The organism is Endozoicomonas sp. ALB115, from assembly GCF_049310245.1.
Taxonomy (GTDB): Bacteria; Pseudomonadota; Gammaproteobacteria; order Pseudomonadales; family Endozoicomonadaceae; genus Endozoicomonas.
In genome coordinates this window covers 25,292-47,772 of record NZ_JBLYZG010000004.1, presented here as the reverse complement: position 1 = coordinate 47,772, position 22,481 = coordinate 25,292, and the positions used below count along the sequence as shown (strand labels likewise).

18 protein-coding genes are annotated in these 22,481 nt (G+C 44.2%); 7 read left to right on the top strand and 11 right to left on the bottom strand.

Annotated elements, in window-relative coordinates; translation table 11 throughout:
- The first annotated feature begins 351 nt into the window (after window positions 1-351).
- The 3 genes from ACO6VE_RS02990 (at window position 352) to lolD (ending at window position 3,243) form a co-directional block, all read left to right on the top strand.
- A complete protein-coding gene (locus tag ACO6VE_RS02990; RefSeq protein WP_422459616.1) occupies window positions 352-1,146 on the top strand; it encodes a hypothetical protein in 795 nt (264 codons plus the stop codon).
- A gap of 161 nt (window positions 1,147-1,307) precedes the next feature.
- On the top strand, window positions 1,308-2,552 hold the full coding sequence (locus ACO6VE_RS02985; RefSeq protein ID WP_101748679.1) for a lipoprotein-releasing ABC transporter permease subunit: 1,245 nt from the start codon (window positions 1,308-1,310) through the stop codon (window positions 2,550-2,552).
- Window positions 2,545-3,243, top strand: a complete 699-nt coding sequence (lolD, locus tag ACO6VE_RS02980) for a lipoprotein-releasing ABC transporter ATP-binding protein LolD (RefSeq protein WP_422445652.1) — start codon at window positions 2,545-2,547, stop codon at window positions 3,241-3,243. Before ACO6VE_RS02985 ends, lolD begins: the two co-directional genes overlap by 8 nt.
- A gap of 34 nt (window positions 3,244-3,277) precedes the next feature.
- Here lolD and ACO6VE_RS02975 read toward each other — a convergent pair whose 3' ends face one another.
- Window positions 3,278-3,547 (bottom strand): hypothetical protein, encoded by a 270-nt coding sequence (locus tag ACO6VE_RS02975; protein ID WP_422445650.1) that lies wholly within the window; start codon window positions 3,545-3,547, stop codon window positions 3,278-3,280.
- A 266-nt stretch (window positions 3,548-3,813) separates the two neighbouring features.
- Here ACO6VE_RS02975 and ACO6VE_RS02970 point away from each other — a divergent pair, with 266 nt between their 5' ends.
- Together ACO6VE_RS02970 and ACO6VE_RS02965 are read left to right on the top strand one after the other, a co-directional pair.
- Window positions 3,814-4,581, top strand: a complete 768-nt coding sequence (locus ACO6VE_RS02970) for a hypothetical protein (RefSeq protein ID WP_422459614.1) — start codon at window positions 3,814-3,816, stop codon at window positions 4,579-4,581.
- Window positions 4,562-4,741, top strand: a complete 180-nt coding sequence (locus ACO6VE_RS02965; protein ID WP_422459612.1) for a hypothetical protein — start codon at window positions 4,562-4,564, stop codon at window positions 4,739-4,741. The genes ACO6VE_RS02970 and ACO6VE_RS02965 overlap by 20 nt, the downstream gene beginning before the upstream one ends.
- 5 nt (window positions 4,742-4,746) lie before the next feature.
- Here ACO6VE_RS02965 and ACO6VE_RS02960 read toward each other — a convergent pair whose 3' ends face one another.
- On the bottom strand, window positions 4,747-6,003 hold the full coding sequence (locus ACO6VE_RS02960; protein WP_422445642.1) for an L-lactate MFS transporter: 1,257 nt from the start codon (window positions 6,001-6,003) through the stop codon (window positions 4,747-4,749).
- A gap of 694 nt (window positions 6,004-6,697) precedes the next feature.
- Window positions 6,698-7,558, bottom strand: a complete 861-nt coding sequence (locus tag ACO6VE_RS02955) for a PA4780 family RIO1-like protein kinase (protein WP_422445640.1) — start codon at window positions 7,556-7,558, stop codon at window positions 6,698-6,700.
- A 205-nt stretch (window positions 7,559-7,763) separates the two neighbouring features.
- Between ACO6VE_RS02955 and ACO6VE_RS02950 the strand changes: the two genes are divergently transcribed.
- Complete coding sequence (locus ACO6VE_RS02950; protein WP_269674641.1) at window positions 7,764-8,006, top strand: DUF5062 family protein; 243 nt, start codon at window positions 7,764-7,766, stop codon at window positions 8,004-8,006.
- A 34-nt stretch (window positions 8,007-8,040) separates the two neighbouring features.
- Window positions 8,041-8,388, top strand: a complete 348-nt coding sequence (locus tag ACO6VE_RS02945; protein ID WP_422445638.1) for a 5-carboxymethyl-2-hydroxymuconate Delta-isomerase — start codon at window positions 8,041-8,043, stop codon at window positions 8,386-8,388.
- Window positions 8,389-8,415: 27 nt separating this feature from the next.
- Here ACO6VE_RS02945 and ACO6VE_RS02940 read toward each other — a convergent pair whose 3' ends face one another.
- The 8 genes from ACO6VE_RS02940 to ACO6VE_RS02905 all read right to left on the bottom strand — a co-directional run bounded on the left by ACO6VE_RS02940 (window position 8,416) and on the right by ACO6VE_RS02905 (window position 22,388).
- Window positions 8,416-8,679: a DUF6482 family protein gene (locus ACO6VE_RS02940; RefSeq protein WP_422445636.1), complete on the bottom strand. Its 264-nt coding sequence runs from the start codon at window positions 8,677-8,679 to the stop codon at window positions 8,416-8,418.
- Window positions 8,680-8,970: 291 nt separating this feature from the next.
- The gene (locus ACO6VE_RS02935; protein ID WP_422445634.1) at window positions 8,971-9,624 is read right to left on the bottom strand and encodes an SDR family NAD(P)-dependent oxidoreductase; all 654 of its coding nucleotides are present in this window, start codon (window positions 9,622-9,624) and stop codon (window positions 8,971-8,973) included.
- Window positions 9,621-10,313: a queuosine precursor transporter gene (locus ACO6VE_RS02930; RefSeq protein ID WP_206679223.1), complete on the bottom strand. Its 693-nt coding sequence runs from the start codon at window positions 10,311-10,313 to the stop codon at window positions 9,621-9,623. Before ACO6VE_RS02930 ends, ACO6VE_RS02935 begins: the two co-directional genes overlap by 4 nt.
- A gap of 137 nt (window positions 10,314-10,450) precedes the next feature.
- Window positions 10,451-12,562 (bottom strand): hypothetical protein, encoded by a 2,112-nt coding sequence (locus ACO6VE_RS02925; RefSeq protein WP_422445631.1) that lies wholly within the window; start codon window positions 12,560-12,562, stop codon window positions 10,451-10,453.
- Between the two features lie 253 nt (window positions 12,563-12,815).
- Window positions 12,816-14,804, bottom strand: a complete 1,989-nt coding sequence (locus ACO6VE_RS02920; protein ID WP_422459610.1) for a hypothetical protein — start codon at window positions 14,802-14,804, stop codon at window positions 12,816-12,818.
- A gap of 380 nt (window positions 14,805-15,184) precedes the next feature.
- Complete coding sequence (locus ACO6VE_RS02915) at window positions 15,185-17,491, bottom strand: hypothetical protein (RefSeq protein ID WP_422445627.1); 2,307 nt, start codon at window positions 17,489-17,491, stop codon at window positions 15,185-15,187.
- Between the two features lie 95 nt (window positions 17,492-17,586).
- Window positions 17,587-19,947, bottom strand: coding sequence for a hypothetical protein (locus ACO6VE_RS02910; RefSeq protein WP_422459608.1), 2,361 nt, complete (start codon window positions 19,945-19,947; stop codon window positions 17,587-17,589).
- Between the two features lie 50 nt (window positions 19,948-19,997).
- Window positions 19,998-22,388 (bottom strand): hypothetical protein, encoded by a 2,391-nt coding sequence (locus ACO6VE_RS02905; RefSeq protein WP_422459606.1) that lies wholly within the window; start codon window positions 22,386-22,388, stop codon window positions 19,998-20,000.
- Window positions 22,389-22,481 lie beyond the last annotated feature (93 nt).

Genomic DNA, 22,481 nt, shown 5'->3' with positions numbered 1-22,481 from the left:
TTGACTCGAAAAGAAGGCTGAAGCGTTAATCAGGCATCACGCAAAGAGATTACTCCTGCCAGTGGTTCATTGAAAGTGCGTTCTAATTATTTTCTCAGCAACAATAGCTCTGGTTCTTAGGGTAGATTAAGCATCTATCCGCCCTGATACCGTTAATGATAAAACCAGCATAAGCGATAACATACACAACAATACCCATTAACTGAACAACAGAATACGTAATATGGATTTGAGATGGACAGCATCAACTCACTGGCTGAATTGAAAAAAATATTTCAAGATTACCTGTCACACACAGGTCCCGCCATGGATCTCACGCTGTGTGAACTGGGTTTAACCCATGATAACAAAGTGGTTCAGCTGCCAGATTATCCGGGTCAGCAAGAAATACTTAAGGGCAATCTCGATAATGTATTAGACGAAATGGCACCGGTATTACTCAGTGATCGAAAAATTACTCTGCAAACAGCCTGTCAGAAGTTAGAACTACAAGATATAGTCGAAGCAAAAGAACCGAAACCAGACCCACAATCCGTAGCAAACCGTGAACATGCAAGAATTCAGCAGCTCCTGAATGAGCTGAAAATCACTTACAAAAAAGAAAATGAACATTTAGCTGAAATGACAGAGACCTTTCCAAGCAAATATTCAGATGGACAGGAATGTTATTATACATTTACATCCAAAGATAAATTGGATAAATACGGCCCGTGCAGATTTATCAATACCTTTACGCCAGAAGCCTGGTTTTTTAAACTCAATTTCAAGTCGGATATAGTGCCCGGGCATTTTTTTTTCATGTCCAATGTCGTTGCCTTGCAGTATGAGAACTGTTTCAGAGACAATGGATGGCCACTTCAACTGCCGGAAACCATTCATCGATGTGATATAAACAACAAGCAATCTGATACCTTGATCCTGAAATACACGGGCCAACATGACTCATCAGCATTTATGGACGATTTTCTTCATAACACGGTAAACGGCAAGAGTACCCGGAGAATTGCTGACGCTTTTGGGCTGGAAATTTATCAGCTGGCCGTGCGTGAAGGTCACATAGATCGTATAGAATCTGCACGGCGGGCCAATCCGCATCTGCCCAGGAAGCTATTTACCGTCGTTGCTCATGTAAGACCGAAAAGCTAATATTTCTTGTCGAACAGGGGTGGAGGAAACAGTCGCAAAGCGCAGGAAAATTCGACGGGAATTATACCGCTTTATGGCATAATGCCAGCTTACTGGCTTTTGAAACAAGTGGCCAATCCGCCCCTGACACGCCGATGGCGCAAGGAATACTGGCAGAATAAATGTTTAGACCATTACCTTTTTTTATCGGTTTGCGCTACACCCGCGCAAAGCGACGGAATCATTTTATCTCCTTCATCTCCGGAACATCCATGGTGGGGCTGACGCTGGGTGTTTCGGTACTGATTATTGTGCTGTCAGTGATGAATGGCTTTGATCGGGAGCTAAAGCAGCGAGTGCTGGGTATGGTTCCCCATGCCACCATCACGGCAGCCGGTGGTGGTATTGAAGACTGGCAGGCGCTGGTCAATACCATTCCGGACAAAGAAGGCATCGAAGCGGCTGCGCCGTTTGTCGATGCCCAGGGTATGTTGGCCAATGGTGATCTGGTGCGGGGAACGCTGGTTTACGGTATTGATCCCGGCTACGAAAGAAGGGTCTCTATTATTGCCGATCACATGAAGCAGGGCGCATTGGAAGACCTGCAGCCCGGAGAGTTTGGTATTCTGCTGGGTGATATTCTGGCCAATTATCTGGGGTTGTCCGTTGGCGACAAAGTGACCATGGTTCTGCCTGAAGCCAGTGTCAACCTGGCGGGTGTTTTGCCTCGCCTGAAACGATTCACTGTCGTTGGTACTTTCTCGGTAGGTGCCGATGTGGATGGCAACCTGGCCTACGCCCATCGTGAAGATCTGGCCCGTTTTCTGCGGGTGCCTGAAGGGGTAACAGGTATACGACTGAAAATGGATGATCTGTTTGCCGCACCGAAACTGGCCTGGGATGTAGCGATTACCTTACCCGGTCGCTACTACGTTCAGGACTGGACCCGTAGCCATGGCCGTCTGTTTCAGGCGATTCAGATGGAAAAGACCATGGTCGGCCTGCTTCTCACCCTGATTGTTGCCGTTGCCGCCTTTAATATTGTCTCCACGCTGGTCATGGTGGTGACCGATAAGCAGGGGGATATCGCCATCCTCCGCACATTTGGTGCGACCCCGAAAATGATTATGGGGATTTTTATGGTTCAGGGATCCCTGATTGGTGTTATCGGAACGCTGCTGGGGGTTGCCCTGGGCATTGCCGGTGCGCTGAATGTTTCCGAAATTGTGGGTGCCCTGGAAAAATTATTGGGCATTCACTTTCTGAGCCCTGACGTTTACTTTATCAGCTACCTGCCATCGGAGTTAATGTGGCAGGATGTTGCGGTGATCAGTGTCTCTGGTTTGTTGATGAGTTTCCTGGCAACCCTGTATCCGGCATGGCGAGCCTCCAGAACCCAGCCTGCGGAGGCGCTTCGCTATGAATAATTCCGAAAACCGTGCAGTTCTGGAGTGCCGCAGGCTAACCAAAGTATTTGCTGAAGGGCCTGAAAAACTCGAGGTGCTCAGAGGCATAGACCTGTTGGTATCACCCGCTGAACGAGTAGCGATTGTCGGTACTTCCGGTTCAGGAAAAACAACGCTGCTTCAGCTGTTGGCCGGGTTGGATCACCCTTCCAGCGGTGAGGTAATACTCTGTGGCCATCAGCTGATGAAGGTGTCTGAACAAAAACAGGGTGAATTGCGGAACCGTCACCTGGGGTTTGTTTACCAGTTCCATCATTTGCTGCCAGAATTTACTGCCCTGGAAAATGTCGCCATGCCCTTACTGCTGCGAAAAGAGGTATCCGTGGGGCAGGCAACCATGAGAGCTGAAGAAATGCTGGGCATGGTGGGGCTGTCGAAACGGGCCAGCCATAAGCCGGCGGAACTTTCCGGTGGTGAACGGCAGAGGGTGGCTATTGCCCGCGCACTGGTCGGTAGTCCGGACCTGGTTCTGATGGATGAGCCAACGGGCAACCTGGATCCCAACACCGCCAGCAAGATTCATGAGCTGATGAAATCCCTCAGTGAACAGTTGACCACCAGTTTTATTGTTGTGACTCATGATATGGCTTTTGCCCGACAGATGGACCGGGCATTGCGCCTGGAAGATGGGCATCTTGTCCCTGTAGTATAAAAAAAGCCCTCTTCTGAGGGCTTTTTTGGATCAACTATTGATTATCACCGCCTTTCTTCTCTTCATGGATTACATAAACTTCAAAGGCGCTGCTGTTATCTTCGGGTCCGTCATAACCGTCACCTCCTTTGAACTTGCTTTCAGGCCAGACAAAGTCGGTGGAACTGAAGGTCGGGCCTGAATGGTCAGCAATGTAGTAGGCATTATCACCTCCAGTGACTCTGCGCTCGTTGGCGATGGCTGATGCGGCACTGATGGCTAATCCGGCAATAAGAGTTATGGTGGTAGCAGTTCTGATGATCATGGTTCGTCCCTGTGATGTTGTTTACGGCTTTACTTTTATCGTCCATGGCCTGCTATGAATTAGTCCGAATCTTTCCTCCGTTGTCGCAAAACTCGTAAAAGGCACTTTCTGTCTACAATCGACAAGGTGAATACTGAGTCTTTATGTCTGGCACGGGAATTTTTCGGGCAAGAATATGTCAAAGGGATTCTTGGGGGAGATATAAGCAAGAGGAGACAGTAGCATGCTGACTGCACCCACTACCAGTTATCACGAAGCCATGAATAATGAATATACCCTCTAACGCAACCACGGAGCTTCACCCCAGACAAACAGCGAACAGTCGTCAGAAGGACAGCAGTAACACCTTATTTGCCAGTAAGAAAACAGGCCATGCAAAGACTGTAAAGATTTATATAAAGGAATCGTTTACACAGAGAGATCAGTCATTAGTTAATCCCGCTATTACCAATAAAACAATCATTCACAGCTTTGAAATCGAAGGAAGGGCTTATAAAGCAATTTGTGGTGAGGGCGCTGATGAATACATAAGGTCGCTTTTTCAAGACCAGGATGATGACATTTCTTTTGTTGCCAAAGACCAGAATGACAGGGAGTATGAATATCACCCTCCAGTCGCCTGGGGGAAACGATTTATCAAGTGGATTTCACAAGGGGAGAGCTACTGTACGACTTCCGAAGACAGTAAGGATCAGCGATCATCCTGTCATCAGTTTGAACATTTTTTACACTGCGGAGTCAACAGGTTCTCTATTAAAAAAGTGATGACCTGTTATAACGAAACTGTCGTCAATGATATAAAAACAGTTAAGCCATTTAGCTATCTGAATCTGTCAGATACCTATACGCAAGAGTGGATTCATTCCATGACCTACATAGGTTCCGGTTTCTGCATCGGAAAATTTGGCGAAGGGGGCTCCATTGCCATCCAGACTGTTGAAAACTCGTTATTACATTGGAGCAACAAGGACTGTGAAAGCCGCAGGCCTATTACGCTGTGGACTGGTTTGTTGTATGCGGGTTTCAGGTCGTAAAGTTGCGGATATTGTTTGCTTATTATTGGCCGTGTTCTGGTGGCAAGTGGCAAAAACAAAGCCCGAAACATGCCGGGCTTTTAATCAGGAAGCGTGGTCAAGCGGCTCTATCTGGATTTCAGGTGTTGTTGATCAGAAAATCCATCAAGAGCTTTATTAAAATACTCAAGCAGCCTGGGCAGTTTGCACTCCCACAAAATCAGCTGCTTTTTTCGGTGGTTTGACCATAAGACCAATGGCAGCCGCTGCAAAACTTACTCCGGCACAGATCATAAAGGTGCTCTCATAACCGCCCGTGGTGTCCAGCAGATAGCCTGCCAGTTTCGGACCGGCCATGCCCGCAACACCCCACGCGCTGAACAGGATAGCGTAGTTAAAGCCCAGGTTCCGGGTACCGAAGAAGTCTGCCGTTGCAGACGGGAATACTGCCAGCATTGCACCATAGCCGAAGGTGATAACCAATGAACCCATCAGGATCATGCTAAAGGTATCAAAACCACTGAACATCAACAGCACAGCACCTTGCAACGTGTACAGAATGCTCATGGTGCGGGCACGACCGATCCTGTCAGATATTAAGCCAGCACCCGGGCGGCCCAAAGCATTGGCGACAGAGAACGCCTGAACCAGCAGGGTAATGTTAAAGGTATCGGTCAGTTGCAGCTTGGCAATGTTACCAATATGACCAATCATCATCAGACCGGTCATGGAACCTGCCAAGAACATCAGCCACAACATGGCAAACTGTGGCGTCCTGATCATCTGCTTCCAGTTGTACTCACCGGTTTGTGGGCCATCAGCAACAACCGGTCTCTCTTTGGCCTTTTTATCCGCAGTCGCCATGCCTGTTGTGGTTTCCGGAACACTCATGAACTGGGCACCAGTAACGATCACACTACCGAAGAACACCGCCAGTATATTAAAGCTGGCAAACAGGCCATATTCTGCGATCAGGTATTTGGCCAGCGGTGCCGCATACAGTGGTGCCAAACCAAAGCCGGTGACAACCAGACCGACAATTAACCCTTTTTGCTCCGGTTTGAACCATTTCACTGCTGCCGGAGCTGTTGCGGAATAACCCAGACCGATTCCTGCACCATTGAGAACACCAAAACCCAGGATAACGCCGGTCTCGGTGGGCATGGCACTGCACAGGAACATACCTGCCGCAGTGCACAGACCTGCGATGGTGATCACAACGCGCGGCCCCAGGCGATCCTGCAGCTTACCACCTACCAGCATGACCAGCGCAAACGCGGCAATGGCCGCTGCGTAGGGCGTGGATGCCTGAGAAGCGGTCCAGCCCTGAGTGTTGATAAAATTCTCGGAGAAGATACTCCACGTGTACAGACTGCCAAACATTAAGTTAATCGCCAGGCCAGCCGTCACTACGACCCAGCCACGATTCGTACCAGTTGCCATTGATGCCTCACTTAAAGCCAAGTTTATAATTTCTGTCACTAACCGAATGCTCTATTTGTTTTCCAAATATCAATGCCAAAGTAAAACAGCTTGCACCACTGTTAAATAAAGAAATGAAAAACAAATAACAGCAATAAACAAACGATTTTCCACGGCAAAGAAAAAAAGTAAGTAGCACAGGGCATTGTTGTTCGTTAATCCTTGCAAAGGATTTTGCCTGCCTGCTTTACAGATGGCGATACCACCTGTAACAATTTTTCGAAAACAATAAGAAGGTGTTGTTCAATTGTTTCCTGTTATCAATATTTTCTGCATATATTCTCTACCATGGCTTTCAAAACAGTCCTGTAAGGAAAATAATCATTACTGAGATAAAAGCTCTGATTCTGATTGTATTTATTAAATCAACTGGAAAGATTGACAGAAGTCAAATAACAATCAATTAAAAATAATGTTGCCTTTATTGTAATTACAGGGTGTTATATTTTTAAAAATGATATTATTTGTATCATTGTTGATGTTTCCCTGAAACCTGTTTTCAAAGGGCTAATCAGATATTCAGTAGCATCATCAACATGCCGCCAGTTAAATGAAGTAACTGATCGATTGGTACTGCACCGCCCAAGCCTGAGCATTGTTTTGATCGGACAGCCTCCTGGCCCCACCTGACCGGTAGGGCTGGCTTCCGTCTCAGTCAGGCATCAGGGTTATCAGATTCTCTCAGACGTTCCTGCCGTTTCTGCTCCTCAGCCAGAACTGCTTTTATTTCGGCCAGCACTGAGTCCACATCGGCGGCTTGCTCCGCTTCGGTGAACAGGCCGGTCAGTTCGGTTTCCGGGGTCAGTTCGCCATCTTCGTAGAGTGCCCACATCTCTTTGGCATACTGGCTGTTCAACAGGTCCGGTGCAAATTGTCCATAGTATTCTGTGATGTTGTTGATATCCCTGGCCAGCATCGAGCGGGCATGGTTGTTGGCCGAGGCATCCACGGCCTGGGGCAGGTCAATAATCACCGGGCCGTAGTCATCCACCAGAACATTGAATTCCGACAGGTCGCCATGAACCAGGCCAGCGCAGAGCATCAGCATGACATAATGCATCATGGTGGCGTGGTCTTCACGGGCCTGTTCGGCGGACATGGTCACTTCACCCAGGCGCGGGGCAACCTGACCTTCATCATCCGTCAGCAGTTCCATCAACAGTACGCCATCCAGGCAGATATAAGGCTGTGGGACTCTTACGCCCGCTCTGGCCAGGCGGAACAGGGCGTCAACCTCGGCACTCTGCCAGGTCTCTTCCTGCTGTTTCCGGCCATATCTGGAGCCTTTCTCGATGGCTCGCTGCCTGCGACTGTTGCGCTCTTTGCGACCTTCCTGATATTGGACGGCCTTTTTAAAGCTGCGCCTGGCCGCTTCCTTATAAACCTTGGCGCAGCGGATATCATTGCCACAGCGCACCACATAGACATCGGCTTCTTTACCACTCATTAGCTGGCGGAGTACTTCATCCACCAGTCCTTCATCAACCAGGGGTTGGATTCGTTTCGGGGTTCTCATAAGGCACTTTTACCTTATTTGAACCCGCTAGGGAATAGCGCTTTTGGTAATAACCTTTGGGAATAGCGCATGACAGGCTGATGCGTTTGGGAATTGCAGTATAAGCCGTGCGCCGAAATCGTGTTGTTGGTCAATCTCCTGATTTGCCATATATGGTTTATAAAAGCTAATGTCCTAATACACCACTGGATTGAATGAGGCTCCAATGAAGAAGCTGAAGAATGAAAAAGAGCTGGTAAAGAAGGCCATTGAATATGGCATGAAATATGGTGAGAAGCGGGGGGTTGTGGAATTTGAGGCGACCGATTCTGCCAGTGAGAAAATCGAATATATATACCGGCTGCTGGTCCATGATAACCTCATCCAGCCTCTGCCAGAGGATCAGGTATCCCAGGTGACCATGAAGCACAAACTGGCAATCTGGGCATCTAAACAGAAGTTGGGCTGATCACGGCCTTATGCCATTTGCAAGGAGGTTTTACGTGCCACACTGTATTATCGAATACTCGCGGCCACTGGAAGCAATTGTCAGTCCAGAGGCCCTGATGGAAAGTGTGCATCAGGGAGCTGTCAGCTCCGGGCTGTTTGACGTGTCGACCATTAAGGTCCGGGCGCTGCCTTACGATCATTATCGTACAGGTACGGAGCAGGGGGGGCAGTTTATTCATATAACGGCTCGAATTCTATCCGGACGGAGTTTGCAACAGAAACAGGAACTGTCCGGTATTTTGCTGGATGCTGTAGAGGGAACTCCCCTGGATAATGTCTCCATTACTGTTGACGTGGTTGATATGGAGCGGACGGTCTACGGCAAATCGATGATTGGCTAATGAGCCTGAGGAATACCTCTCCCGGGCTCATTTTGATGATTTGGTCTGGTTTTCAGGATGGAACATCTCATCGTAGGTTTCGGAAAAAACCAGCTGCAAGTGAGGAGCAATATGATCTCCAAGGGTTTCTTTTGCCTCACTGATGCTGTGGAAAATAGCGGGGGATGTATCGTTATTTCTCAGCAGGTGCTTACCGTCCACCCGGCATAGATAGATATCCCCTTCCTGACTCAGCAGCTGGACAGGCAGCTGGTTTTTTTTGAAGGCTTTTTTCAGTTCTTTAATGGTCATTGATCTTCTCCATTGGATTATTTGAACATTGATGAAGAAAACGACGATTTAACCTGGATGTTTTCCTGTAACCAGCTGTCCGGCAAAAGGGTTGTCCAGTCCACGGGATGGCATTCCCAAAGGTTGTATGTAAGCAATCCAACTCATGGTTGCAACTCCTTTGCAGTGAAATACTTATAACTTTTGAGCCCTACCCCAAGCCACTTAACCTGATAACAGGCTTCTGGCGCATTGGAGGCAGCTTTTTTGCCGTGAATTCATACCTTATTCAGAAGCTGCCTCTGTTGTCAATCACCAGACAAAGTTAGCCTTCGCCATCTCGCCGTTATCCACCAGAACATCCTGTGCGGTCATACTGCGATTGATGATCGCCATAAAGTAAACCCACTGTGCTATTTCTTCAGAACTGGCCCATTTTGGCAGTAGCGTTTCATTCATGATGGCCTGCCATTTTTCAGGATCGTCCATGACCGGTCTGTTCAGTTCGGTAAGCACGCCTCCCGGGGAAATACTGTTGCAGGTGGCACCGTATTGAGCAACCTGCAGCGCAGTCCATTTAGTGTAGGCGACAACACCGCCCTTTGAGGCTACATACTCTGGAAATTCAGCACCGGAATGAGCACTGGCAGAGGCAACATTGACAATGGATTGAATCGCCGGTTGCAGGCCGTACAGCATGGTACAGTTCATCACCCCGCCTAAATTAATGGCGATGTCCTGTGTGGTGTTTTGCACCCCGGCGTTGTTGATCAGGTGTGTTACGCCCTTAATGGCTGGGAGCGATTCCGGGTTCGCCACATCGGCTAAAAAATGGTGGTAACGGTCGTTAACCAGTTCGCCGGGATTAACATCGATACCCACCACGGTGATGCGTTCATCTTGCAGAAAACGCTGACAAACCGCCAGGCCAATACCTGCACTGGCTCCGGTAATAATGACTTTCATGTACGCTCCCATATTTCCCTGACCTTGATTTTTCTGCACAGATACACGGCAGGAGTATCACACAGGCTGGTCACCACAAAGATACCATAGCTGGTGATGATGATACTGAGCAGGTCCGGCACCGGGAACGTCCCGTAAAACGCTCCGAAAGTAAACAGAACCGCATTCAGGAACTGCGAAATCATGGTGGACACATTGTTGCGCAGCCACAGATAATTCTCGGTAAGCCCGGTCCAGTGCCAGATTTTGTGGTAAAGCCACACATCAAAGCGTTGTGTAATGGCATAAACCAGCAGGCCGGTAATCATCAGGCGAGGCGTGTTGCTGAAGATGGCCTGAATATGCGGCATGGCAAAATCCAGGGAATTGGGCATGAAATACAGCCAGCTCTGGGAAATGGCAATAAACAGTGCCGAGGTAAAGAAGCCGACATTGACTGCGTAGTCAGACCATTTTTTACCACCCACCTCACTGAGGATATCGGTCACCAGGAAGGTGGAGGCAAACATGATATTCCCCAGGGTCATCTCCATACCGAAGGCATTGATCTGCACCAGTACTTCAATATTAGCGGCCACGATGGCCAGCACGGTGTAACAGAGGAGCCCCATTTTGCCGAACAGGCGGTAAGTTAAAATGACCATGCCGTAAAATAACAAAAGCTGGCCAATCAATAGTAATTCGTTCAAGTGTACCCTCAGATATCAACTGCTTGTTATGGTGTTGCGATTAACGGATGTTTGAGAGCAATTTTCAATACCAACATATACCGAATTATTGGTGTCACCGGCCATCAGGCTGTTGCCTTATCGGTTATGGCGTGCTCTTATTTTTTATGTCTTGATATTCTATGGTGCGATAAGTCTGTATCGGCTGCCAGCCAGCCTGTTTCCTTCAGTTTTTCTGCTCTTGCATGCATCTCAACCATTTGGCCTTTAAATGTATAATCCATCAAATCATCGGGTAGTTTGATGTTGTGTTTTTTCAGGCTATTGATAAAGCTGAAAGATCGAAGAGCACAACCTGTTGAGCCGATATACAATAATTTGTCGTATAATTCTACATGCTTTTTCCGTGAGGTAATGCGTTTCAGCATTTGATAGATTGTACTTGTAGGAGCCTGATGGTAAATCTCTTTTTTGTTAAAGCCGTAATGATAGACATAGTACAACATCCAGTCTGCCTTCTGTGGTACGGAGTTAAACGTCATACCTTCTATTGGACTTATGTTAACAATCAGGTTTGCACTCTTTAGCCTGCTATCGAAATTTTTGAAATTAAACTGATATCTGGTAAGTCTATTGAGAAACCAGGCGGCAAACTCCTTGGGTAAGGCTGGTATAACATTTTTTTTGCCAACGGCAGGATAGGGAGTAACCGTCTTTGCCCAGGTGCCGCCAAACTTATCTACACATAAATCAGCCAGTTTTCGTAATGTCAATATATTCCAGCGGGTGATTCCTTTAATGGCAGGGAGGGGGAGGGGGGGAGTCCCTTCTTTAATGCTAATCAAGGCACTTTCCAGTACTCGGGGCCCCTGGTTTTTAACCAGCTTATTTTGCAAATACTCATGCAGATAGCGTAAATAGGTATCTTGTGATTCCGCAGGATTCAGTACTCGCATGACTTTAATGAGTTCCCAGTCCGAAAATGGTCGTTCCGGTTTGGCGACTCTATGCAGATGCCTGATATGGGCAGGAAGCCACTTTTTGTAAGGTAAAAAATATCTTTTGCATGGTTCGGGAAATGGAAATACATGCTTGATAAAGCGGCGGGTCATATTGGTAACATGTTTTGATGATTCGATTGTTGATTTACTTAAAAAGTCAATCAAATATTGATAGTAGTCCTCTGATTTTGGATTAATGATGGCTAAATCTTCAAGGTACAGAACTTTTACATCAAGGTTCATTTTCCAGGCCAGAACCCGTACCAGACTGGTTGACCATGCTTTTCTGTGTGTTGATTTTACGGTGTTAAATGACGGGATCTTTACATTATTTCTTACCAGTCTTTGCCTGGTGATTTCAGTATCCTGTTGTTTACTTATGAACTCTTCAAGATAAAAATAGGCAGGTATGGCTGAATAGTCTGTGGTATCCCTGTTAACTGGCACTGCCTGTATATCGGCGGCCGGTAGTGCCTTAACGGCAGTTTCCGAATGATAGGGTGTTATTTTTACCTTTATCTTCTTATAATCTTTACCTGTTGGTGATAGATATTGGTCGGCAATAGTGCTGATAAATTGCTGCCACTGGCTTCCTGGCCAATATTCATGCTGACACGGATCAGCAATGTAAATATCGGAAGCAGCCATATAAGATGGCTGATGATAGCTCCCGTCAGCACAATGCAGATCACTATGCATATATTGGTGTTTAGCTTCATACCATTGGCTTTGCGTCTGTACACTATCACCTGAAAGACTTGGGCATACCATCAAACATACATGAGTGGTGGTTCCATCATTACCTTTCTTTGGTCCGGTTCTTACACAAAAAAAGCTGATAACCATTTTGAACAGGCTGATGGCCGGGTTTTCCAGGCAGCAGGAAGCCATTAAATGGGTCATCTCATCACATTGGGCCACTTTGTAGGTTTTGACTAACTCTGCTATTTGCATGGCGTATTTGGTCTGCTGTTGTGCCAAGTCATTAATAGGGGAAAGTTCTTGTATCAAGTGATGAATCTTCGGTACCAGTAAATACTTATAAATGTTTTCAAGACAGATGAAATTACCGTGAATGGGTAATCTTTTATGCTCTGGCATTTGAGCGGATTTATCAGAAGTTATGACATACTCAATATCCATTTTACCAATATCATCCAGTACTTTACTCAGTATTGTGGGGATTGAATGACTTTCAGCGCTCTGCTTTGAATCAATCTGCAGTTTACTTTTCTGAGAGTTTTGGTAAACAGGCTGGCCTTTTGCCATGGCAACCTGATATTCCGGTAGTTTCTTTTGAACGCTTTTCTGTTTAACACGCCCCTGATGATTAATCCGGGTGGTGTCCAGCCTGATCTTTTTCGAGGGATTGTTGTTATCCTGTTGCTGTTTTCTTTTATTCTGACGGTTTTTTTGGGGCTTTCGATCATCCATAAGCCGTATGTGGTGATGGGTAGCAGTGGATACCAGCATATTATGATTTAACCTGTTAATGGCAGTGGTGTTGTGATCTCTCAAGGCATTAGAAAACTTTTTTATGTTTTATTTTTTTATGGTACGACAGGTCTATATCCGCTGCCAGCCAGCCAGATCCCTTCAGTTTTTTCGCTCTTGCATGCATCTCAGTCACCTGCTCTTTGACTGTGTAATCCATTAAATCATCGGGTATTTTAAAGTTGTGTTCTTTCAGTCTCCTGATAGCAGTGAGCGATTGAAGACCAAAACCTGTTGAGCAGACATACAATAATTTATCGTATAATTCTGAATGCTTTTTCCGGGAGGTAATGCGTTTCAGCATTTGATAGATTGTTCTTGTCGATGCCTGATTGTAAATCTCTTTTTTGTCAAAGCCGTAATGGTAGATATAGTACAGCATCCAGTCTGCCTTCTGTGGTACGGGGTTAAATGTGATACCTTCTATTGGACTGATGTTAACAATCTGGTTTGCACGCTTTAGACTGCCATCGAAATTACTGAAATGAAACTGATATCTGGTAAGTCTATGGAGAAACCAGGTGGCAAAATCCCTGGGTGAGGTTGGTATAATTTCTTTTTTGTCAACGGAAGTATAGGGAGTCACCATTTTTACGGAGATGCCGCCAAACTTTTCGACACATAAATCAGCCAGTTTTCGTAATGTAAATATATTCCAGCGGGTGATTCCATTAATGGCAGGGAGGGGGATGTTAGCCTTTTTAATGGTGATGAAGGCATTTTGCAGTATTCGGGGCCCCTGGTTTTTAACCAGCCTATTTTGCAAATACTCATGTAGATAGCGTAAATAGGTATCTTGTGATTCCACAGGATTGAGCACTCTCAATATTTTAATGCATTCCCAGTCCGGCAATGGTCGTTCAGGTTTGGCTACTTTGAGCAAATGCCTGATATGGCCTGGCAGCCACTTTTCTGATGGTAAAAAATATCGACTGCATGGTTCAGGAAATGGAAAACCCTGGATGTTAAAGCCGTCGGTCATATTGGCAACATGATTTGATGATTCGACTGTTGATTTAGCTAACAAGTCAATCATATATTGATAGTAGTCCTCTGATTCTGGATTAATGATGGCTAAATCCTGACGGTACAGAACTTTACTATCAAGTTTCATTTTCCAGGCCATGACTCGTATTAAACGTATTGACCATGCTTTCCTGTAGGCTGATTTTACGGTGTTGAATGAAGGGATCTTTACTTTATTTTTTATCAGTTTTTTCCTGGTGATCTCAGTAGCCTGTTGTTTATTTACGAACTCTGCAAGATAAAAATAGGCCGGTATGGCTGAATAGTCTGGGGTATCCCTGTTAACTGGTACTGCCTGTATATCTACGGCCGGTAGAACCTTAACGGCAGTTTCTGAATGATAGGGCGTTATTTGTACCTTTATTTTCTTAAAATCTTTACCCGTTGGTGATAGATATTGATCGGCAATATTGCTGATAAATTGTTGCCACTGGTTTCCTGGCCAATATGCATGCTGACACGGATCAGCAATGTAAATATCGGAAGCAGCCATATAGGATGGCTGATGATAGCTCCCGTCTGCACAATGCAGATCACTACGAGTAGCTCGGTGTTTAGCTTCATACCATTGGCTTTGTGTCTGCACACTTTCACCAGAAAGACGTGGACATACCATCAAACATACATGAGTGGTGGTTCCTTCGACAATTCCTTTTTTTGCTCCGTTTCTGACAAAAAAAAAGCTGATAACCATTTTGAACAGGCTGATAGACGGGTTTTTCAGGCAGCAGGAAGCCATTAAATGGGTCAACTCATCACATTGGGCTACTTTGTAGGTTTTGACTAATTCTGCTATTTGCATGGCGTATTTGGTCTGCTGTTGTTGCAAATCAGTAACATGAGCAAGTTCTCGTATCAAGTGATGAATCTTTGGTACCAGTAAATACTTATAAATTTTTTCAACACAGGTGAAATTGCCGTGAATGGATAACCTTTTATGCTCTGGCATTTGAGCGGATTTATCAGAGCTTATGGCATACTCAATATCCATTTTACGAATATCTTCCAGTGCTTTACTCAGTATTGTGGGAATTGAATGACTTTCAGTGCTCTGATTTGTGTCAATCCGTAGTTTACTTTTTTGAGAGTTTTGGTGAGCAGGCTGACTTTTTGCCATAGTAACCTGGTATTCTGGTAGTTTCTTTTGATCTCTCGTCTGTTTAACACGCCCCTGATGATTTATTCGGGTAGTGTCCAGCCTGGCCTTTTTCGGGGGATTGTTATTATCCTGTTGCTGTTTCCTTTTATTTTGACGGTTTTTTGGGGGCTTTTGATAATTCATAAGCCGTGTGTTTTGATGGGTAGCAGTGGATACAAGCATATTATGATTTAACCTGTTATTGGCAGCGGTTGTTATGATTTCTCCGGGCGTTAGAAAACCTTTTTATGTTTTGATTTTTTATGTTTTGATTTTTTATGGTACGACAGGTCTATATCCGCTGCCAGCCAGCCAGATTTCTTCAGTTTTTCCGCCCTTGCGTGCATCTCAATCATCCGGCCCTTGACTGTGTAATTTATTAAATCATCGGGTAGCTTGATGTTGTGTTGTTTCAATTTTCTCAAATAAGGGTGAGTTTTAAGAGCACTCCATGTTGAGCTGAGATACAGTAATCTATCGTATAATTCTGAGTGCTTTTCTGGTGAGGTAATGCGTTTCAACAGTTGATAGAGTGTTGTTGAAGAGGTCTGGTGGTAAATCTCTTTTTTGTCAAAACCGTACTGATAGACATAGTACAACATCCAGTCTGCCTTCTGCGGTACGGGATCAAATGTGATACCTTCTATCGGACTGATGTTAACAATCAGGTTTGCAGTCTTCAGGCTGCCATTGAATCTATTGAAATTAAATTGACAGTTAGTAAGTTTGTTGAGAAACCAGTCGGCAAACTTATCGGGTAAGGTTGGTATAACTTCTTTTTTGCCAGCAGAAGGATCGGGAACAACCGTTTTTGCGGTGATGCCGCCAAACTTTTTTACACATAAATCAGCCAGTTTTCGTAATGTCAATATATTCCAGCGGGTAATTCCTTCAATGGCAGGGGGAGGGACGTTTCCCCGTCTAATATAGCGGATGGTATTTTCCAGTACCCGGGGGCCCTGGTTTTTAACCAGCTTATTCTGCAAATACTCATGTAGATAGCGTAAATAGGTATCTTGTAGTGCCACAGGATTCAGTACTTTCAATACTTTAATCAGTTCACAGTCCGAAAATGATCGTTCAGGTTTGGCTAGTCTAATCAAATGCCTGATATGGCCCGGCAGCCACTCATCCGATGGTAAAAAATATCGACTGCATGGTTCAGGAAATGGAAACCCATGGTTGTTAAAGCTTTTGGTCATTTTGATAACATCCATTGATGATTCGATGGTTGATTTACCTAAAAAGTCAATCATATATTGATAGTAGTCCTCTGATTTTGGATTAATGATGGCTAAATCCGTACGGTGCAGAACTTTAACATCAAGGTTCATTTTCCAGGCCAGAACTCGTATCAAATTTGTTGACCATTTTTTCCTGTGTGATGGTTTTACGATCTCAAATGAAGGGATCTTTACACTATTTCTTACCAGTCTTTGCTTGGTGATATCAGCAACCCGTGGTTTATTGATTGGTTTCTTTACAAATTCTTCAAGATAAGAATAGACCTGCATGGCTGAATAGTCTGTGGTATCACTGCTAACTGGCGCTGTCTGTACATCTTCGGCCGGTAGCTCCATAACGGCAGTTTCCGAATGATAGGGCGTTATTTGTACCTTTATTTTCTTAAAATCTTTACCTGTTGGTGTGAGATATTGATCAGCAATATTGCTGATAAATTGCTGCCACTGGCTTCCTGGCCACAATTCATGCTGACACGGATCAGCAATGTAAATATCGGAAGTAGCCATATAGGATGGCTGATGATAGCTCCCGTCAGCACAACGCAGATCACTATGAGCATGTTTGTGTTCAGCTTCATACCATTGGCTTTGCATCTGCACACTATCACCTGAAAGACTTGGGCATACCATCAAACATACATGCGTGGTGGATCTTTTCATCTTTCCTTTCTTTGCTACGGCTCTCGCACTAAAAAAGCTGATAACCATTTTGAACAGGCTGATGTCCGGATTTTCCAGGCAACAGGAAGCCATTAAATGAGTCATCTCATCACATTGGGCTACTTTGTAGGTTTTGACTAACTCTGCTATGTGCCTGGCGTATTTGGTCTGCTGCTGTTTCAAGTCATTAACAGGAGAGAGTTCTTGTATCAAATAATGAATCTTTGGTACCAGTAAATGCTCATAAATCATTCCAACACAGGTAAAATTGCCGTGAATGGGTAATCTTTTATGCTCTGGCATTTGAGCGGATTTATCAGAGCTTATGGCATACTCAATATCCATTTTACGAATATCATCCAGTACTTTACTAAGTATTGTGGGAATTGAATCACTTTCAGTGCTCTGTTTTGAATCAATCTGCAGTTTACTTTTCTGAGAGTTTTGGTGAATAGGCTTACCTTTGGCCATAGCAACCTGATATTTCGGTAGTTTCTTTTGATCTCTCATCTGTTTAACAAGCCCCTGATGATTAATCCGGGTGGTTTCCAATCTGATCTTTTTTGAGTGATTGTTGTTATCCTGTTGCTGTTTTCTTTTCTTTTGACGGTTTTTTTGGAGCTTTTGATCATCCATAAGCTGTGTGTTTTGATGGGTAGCAGTGGATACCAGCATATTATGATTTAACCTCTTAATGGCAGTGATTGTTGTGATCTCTTAACCCAGATATTTCATAAACGTGCTCCCGATCCTTTTTTATGTCTTGATATTCTATGGTGCGATAAGTCTATATCGGCTGCCAGCCAGCCAGATTTCTGCAGTTTTTTGGCTCTTGCATGCATCTCAGTCACCTGATCTTTGACTGAATAATCCATTAAATCATCAGGTAGTTTGATGTTGTGTTTTTTCAGGCTCCTGATAATACTAAGAGATCGAAGGCCAGAAGCTGTTGAGCTGACATACAATAATTTATCGTATAATTCTGAATGCTTTTTCCGGGAGGTAATGCGTTTCAGCATTTGATAGATTGTGTGTGTAGGAGCCTGATGGTAAATCTCTTTTTTGTCAAAACCGTAATGACAGACATAGTACAACATCCAGTCTGCCTTCTGTGGTACGGGTTTAAATGTGATACCTTCTATTGGACTGATGTTAACAATCAGGTTCGCAGCCTTTAGCGTGCTATCGAAATTAATGAAATTAAATTGATATTTGGTAAGTTTGTTGAGAAACCAGTCGGCAAACTCATCGGGTGAGGTTGGTATCACGTCTTTTGTACCAAAAGAAGGATAGGGTGCAACCGTTTCTGCGGAGATTCCGCCAAATTTTTTTACACATAAATCAGCCAGTTTTCGTAATGTCAATATGTTCCAGTTGGTGATTCCTTCAATGGCAGGGAGGGGGATGTTAGCCTTTTTAATGGTGCTGAAGGCATTTTGCAGTATTCGGGGCCCCTGGTTTTTAACCAGCCTATTTTGCAAATACTCATGTAGATAGCGTAAATAGGTATCTTGTAGTTCTACAGGGTTCAGTACTCTCAATATTTTAATCAGTTCACAGTCCGAAAATGATTGTTCAGGTTTGGCTACTCTGGCCAGATGCCTGATATGGCCTGGCAGCCACTCCCTGGATGGGGAAAAATATCGACTGCATGGTTCCGGAAATGGAAATCCATATTTGTTAAAGCTTTTGACCATATTGATAACATGTTGTGGTGATTTGATTGTTGATTTACCTAAAAAGTCAATCATGCATTGATAGTAGTCCTCTGATTTTGGATTAATGATGGCTAAATCCTTACGGTGCAGAACTCTAACATCAAGGTTCATTTTCCAGGTCAGAACCCGTACTAAGTTTGTTGACCATTTTTTCCTGTGCTTTGATTTTACGGTGTTTAATGAAGGGATTTTCACACCATTTCTTATCAGTCTTTCCTTAGTGACCAAAGCAGCCCGTTGTTTTAGTTTCTCAGCTTTTTTCGCTGTATTGGCTGCGAACTCCGCAAGATAAAAATAGGCAGGCATGGCTGAATAGTCTGTAGAATCACTGTTAACGGGTACTGCCGCCTGTACCTTTGCAGCCGTTAGCTCATTAGCAGTAGTTCCCGAATTATAGGGCGTTATTTGTACGGTTATTTTCTTAAAATCTTTATCTGTTGGTGTGAGATATTGATCGGCAATATTGCTGATAAATTGCTGCCACTGGCTTCCTGGCCAAAATTCATGCTGACACGGATCAGCAATGTAAATCTCGGAAGTAGTCATATAGGTTGGCTGATGATAGCTCCCGTCAGCGCAATGCAGATCACTATGAGTATATTTGTGTTTAGCTTCATAGCATTGGCTTTGCATCTGCACACTATCACCTGAAAGCCTTGGGCATACCATCAAACATACATGAGTGGTGGGTCTATCCAGCTTTCCTTTTTTTGATCCGGTTCTCGCAAAAAAAAAGTTGATCACCATTTTGAACAGGCTGATGGCCGGGTTATCCAGACAGCAGGAAGCCATTAAATGCGTCATCTCATCACATTGGGCCACTTTGTAGGTTTTGACTAACTCTGCTATTTTGATGGCGTATTCGGTCTGCCGTTGTTTTAAGTCATTAATAGGGTAAGATTCTTGTATTAAGTGATGAATCTTTGGTACCAGTAAATTCTTATAAATCTTTTCAACATAGGTAAAATTGCCGTGAATGGATAATCTTTTATGCCTTGGCATTTGAGTGGATTTATCAGAGGTTATGGCATACTCAATATCCATTTTACGAATATCCTCCAGTACTTTACTCAGTATTGTGGGAATTGAATGACTTTCAGCGCCCTGCCTTGAATCAACTTGCAGTTTGCTTTTCTGAGAGTTTTGGTGAATAGGCTGACCTTTTGCCATAGCAACCTGGTATTTCGGTAGTTTCTTTTGATCTCTCGTCTGTTTAACACGCCCCTGATGATTAATCCGGGTGGTTTCCAATTTGATCTTTTTTGAGGGATTGTTGTTATCCTGTTGCTGTTTTCTTTTATTTTGACGGTTCTCCGGAGATTTTTGATAACCCATAAGCCGTGTGTTTTGATGGGTGGCAGTGGATACATGCATACTATGATTTAACCTCTTAATGGCAGCAATTGTTATGATTTCTCAAGGCGTTAGAAAACGTTTTTATGTTTTGATGTTTGATGCTGTGACAGGTCTATATCCGCTGCCAGCCAGCCTGATTCCTTCAGTTTTTCCGCCCTTGCATGCATCTTAATCATCCTGCTTTTGGCTGTACAATACATTAAATCATCGGGCAGTTTGATGTTGTGTGCTCTCAGGGTTGTCAAATAACTGCTGGCTTTGAGGTCACTCCATGTTGAGCTGAGATACAATAATTTATCGTATAATTCTGAATGCTTTTCCCGTGAGGTAATGCGTTTCAGCATTTGATAGAGTGTTGTCGAAGAGGTCTGATGGAAAATCTCTTTTTTGTCAAAACCGTACTGATAGACATAGTACAATATCCAGTCAGCCCTCTTTGGTACGGTGTTAAATGTGATACCTTCTATCGGGGTGATATGAACAATCAGGTTTGCAGTCTTTAGCTTGCCATCGAAATTGTTGAAATTAAATTGATTATTGGTAAGTCTATTGAGAAACCAGGCGGCAAACTCATCGGGTGAGGTTGGTATAACCTCTCTTTTGCTAACAGAAGGGTAGGGGGTAACCGTTTTTGCCCAGATGCCGCCAAACTTTTCTACACACAAATCAGCCAGTTTTCGTAATGTCAATATATTCCAGCTGGTGAATCCTGCAATGGCGGGGAGGGGGATGGGGTGGGGCCCATCTTTAATGCTGCTCAAGGCATTTTCCAGTATTCTGGGGCCCGGATTGTCAAGCAGCTTATTTTGCAAATACTCATGTAAATAGCGTAAATAGGTATCTTGTAGTTCCACAGGATTCAGTACTCTCAATACTTTAACCAGTTCGCCGTCCGAAAATGCTCGTTCAGGTTTGGCCACTCTAAGCAGATGCCTGATATGGCCCGGTAGCCACTTTTTTGATGGTAAAAAACATCGACGGCATGGTTCAGGAAATGGAAATCCATACTTGTTAAAGCTGTTGGTCATATTGCTAACATGTTTTGATGATTCGATTATTGATTTACCTAAAAAGTCAATTATATATTGATAATAGTCCTCTGATTTTGGATTTATAATAGCCAGATCTTCACGGCACAGAAGGTTAACATCAAGATTCATTTTCCAGGCCAGAACACGTATTAAATGGGTTGACCATTTTTTTCTGTGTTTTGATTTTACGGTGTCAAAAGCCGGGATCTTTATACCATGCCTTACCAGTCTTTTCTTGGTGATTTCTATAGCCCGTTGTTTTTCTCCCTGAACTTTTTTGCTTAATTTCTTTACAAATTCTTCAAGATAAAAATAGGCGGGTATGGCTGAATAGTCTGTGGTAGCCCTGTTAACTGGCACTGTCTGTATATCTGCGGCCGGTAGCTCGTTAACGGCAGTTTCCGAGTGATAGCGCGTTATTTGTACCTTTATTTTCTTAAAATCTTTACCCGTTGGTGTGAGATATTGATCGGCAATACTGCTGATAAACTGTTGCCACTGGCTTCCTGGCCAATATTCATGCTGACACGGATCCGCAATGTAAAGATCAGAAGTAGCCATATAGGACGGCTGATGGTAGCTCCCGTCAGCACAATGCAGATCACTATAGGCATTTTTGTATCCCGCTTCATACCATTGGCTTTGCATCTGCACACTATCGCCTGAAAGTTTCGGGCATACCATCAAACAGACATGAGTGGTGGATCTATCCAGCTTTCCTTTCTTTGATCCGGTTCTCGCAAAAAAAAAGTTGATAACCATTTTAAACAGGCTGATGGTCGGATTTTCCAGGCAGCAGGAAGCCATTAAATGAGTCATATCATCACATTGCGCTACTTTGTAGGTTTTCACTAACTCTGCTATTTGCATGGCGTATTCGGTCTGCCGTTGTTTTAATTCATTAATAGGGGAAAATTCCTGTATCAAGTGATGAATCTTCGGTACCAGTAAATGTTTATAAATCTTTTCAACATAGGTGAAATTACCGTGAATGGATAATCTCTTATGCTTTGGCATTTGAGCGGATTTATCAAGACCTATAGCATACTCAATATCCATTTTACGAATATCATCCAGTACTCTATTCAGTATTGTAGGAATTGAATGACTTTCAGTGCTCTGCTTTGAATCAATCTGCAGTTTACTTATCTGTGAGTTTTGGAGAACAGGCTGACTTTTTGCCATAGCCACCTGGTATTCCGGTAGTTTCTTTTTTACCCCGCTCTGTTTAACACGCCCCTGATGATTTATCCGGACAGTATCCAGCTTGACCTTTTTCGAGGGATAGTTGTTTTCCTGTTGCTGTTGTCTTTTGTTTTGGTGGCTTTTCGGGGCTTTTTTATAATCAATAAGTCGTCTATCGTGATGGGTAGCAGTGGATACAAGCATATTATTTTGCAACCTCTTAATGGCAGCGATTGTTGTCATTTCTTAACCCGGATATTTCATAAACGTGCTCCCGATCTCGCTTGTCCTTTGCCGCTCTAAGGGAGTTTTGCTCAGTCGACCGTACTCCCCGGT

Coding starts and splice junctions, on each gene's coding strand:
- ACO6VE_RS02985 (WP_101748679.1), top strand. CDS start 1,308: ATGTTTAGACCATTACCTTTTTTTATCGGTTTGCGCTACACCCGCGCA.
- lolD (WP_422445652.1), top strand. CDS start 2,545: ATGAATAATTCCGAAAACCGTGCAGTTCTGGAGTGCCGCAGGCTAACC.
- ACO6VE_RS02975 (WP_422445650.1), bottom strand. CDS start 3,547: ATGATCATCAGAACTGCTACCACCATAACTCTTATTGCCGGATTAGCC.
- ACO6VE_RS02970 (WP_422459614.1), top strand. CDS start 3,814: ATGAATATACCCTCTAACGCAACCACGGAGCTTCACCCCAGACAAACA.
- ACO6VE_RS02965 (WP_422459612.1), top strand. CDS start 4,562: ATGCGGGTTTCAGGTCGTAAAGTTGCGGATATTGTTTGCTTATTATTG.
- ACO6VE_RS02960 (WP_422445642.1), bottom strand. CDS start 6,003: ATGGCAACTGGTACGAATCGTGGCTGGGTCGTAGTGACGGCTGGCCTG.
- ACO6VE_RS02955 (WP_422445640.1), bottom strand. CDS start 7,558: ATGAGAACCCCGAAACGAATCCAACCCCTGGTTGATGAAGGACTGGTG.
- ACO6VE_RS02950 (WP_269674641.1), top strand. CDS start 7,764: ATGAAGAAGCTGAAGAATGAAAAAGAGCTGGTAAAGAAGGCCATTGAA.
- ACO6VE_RS02940 (WP_422445636.1), bottom strand. CDS start 8,679: ATGACCATTAAAGAACTGAAAAAAGCCTTCAAAAAAAACCAGCTGCCT.
- ACO6VE_RS02935 (WP_422445634.1), bottom strand. CDS start 9,624: ATGAAAGTCATTATTACCGGAGCCAGTGCAGGTATTGGCCTGGCGGTT.
- ACO6VE_RS02925 (WP_422445631.1), bottom strand. CDS start 12,562: ATGGCAAAAGGCCAGCCTGTTTACCAAAACTCTCAGAAAAGTAAACTG.
- ACO6VE_RS02920 (WP_422459610.1), bottom strand. CDS start 14,804: ATGGATATTGAGTATGCCATAAGCTCTGATAAATCCGCTCAAATGCCA.
- ACO6VE_RS02915 (WP_422445627.1), bottom strand. CDS start 17,491: ATGGATGATCAAAAGCTCCAAAAAAACCGTCAAAAGAAAAGAAAACAG.
- ACO6VE_RS02910 (WP_422459608.1), bottom strand. CDS start 19,947: ATGCATGTATCCACTGCCACCCATCAAAACACACGGCTTATGGGTTAT.
- ACO6VE_RS02905 (WP_422459606.1), bottom strand. CDS start 22,388: ATGACAACAATCGCTGCCATTAAGAGGTTGCAAAATAATATGCTTGTA.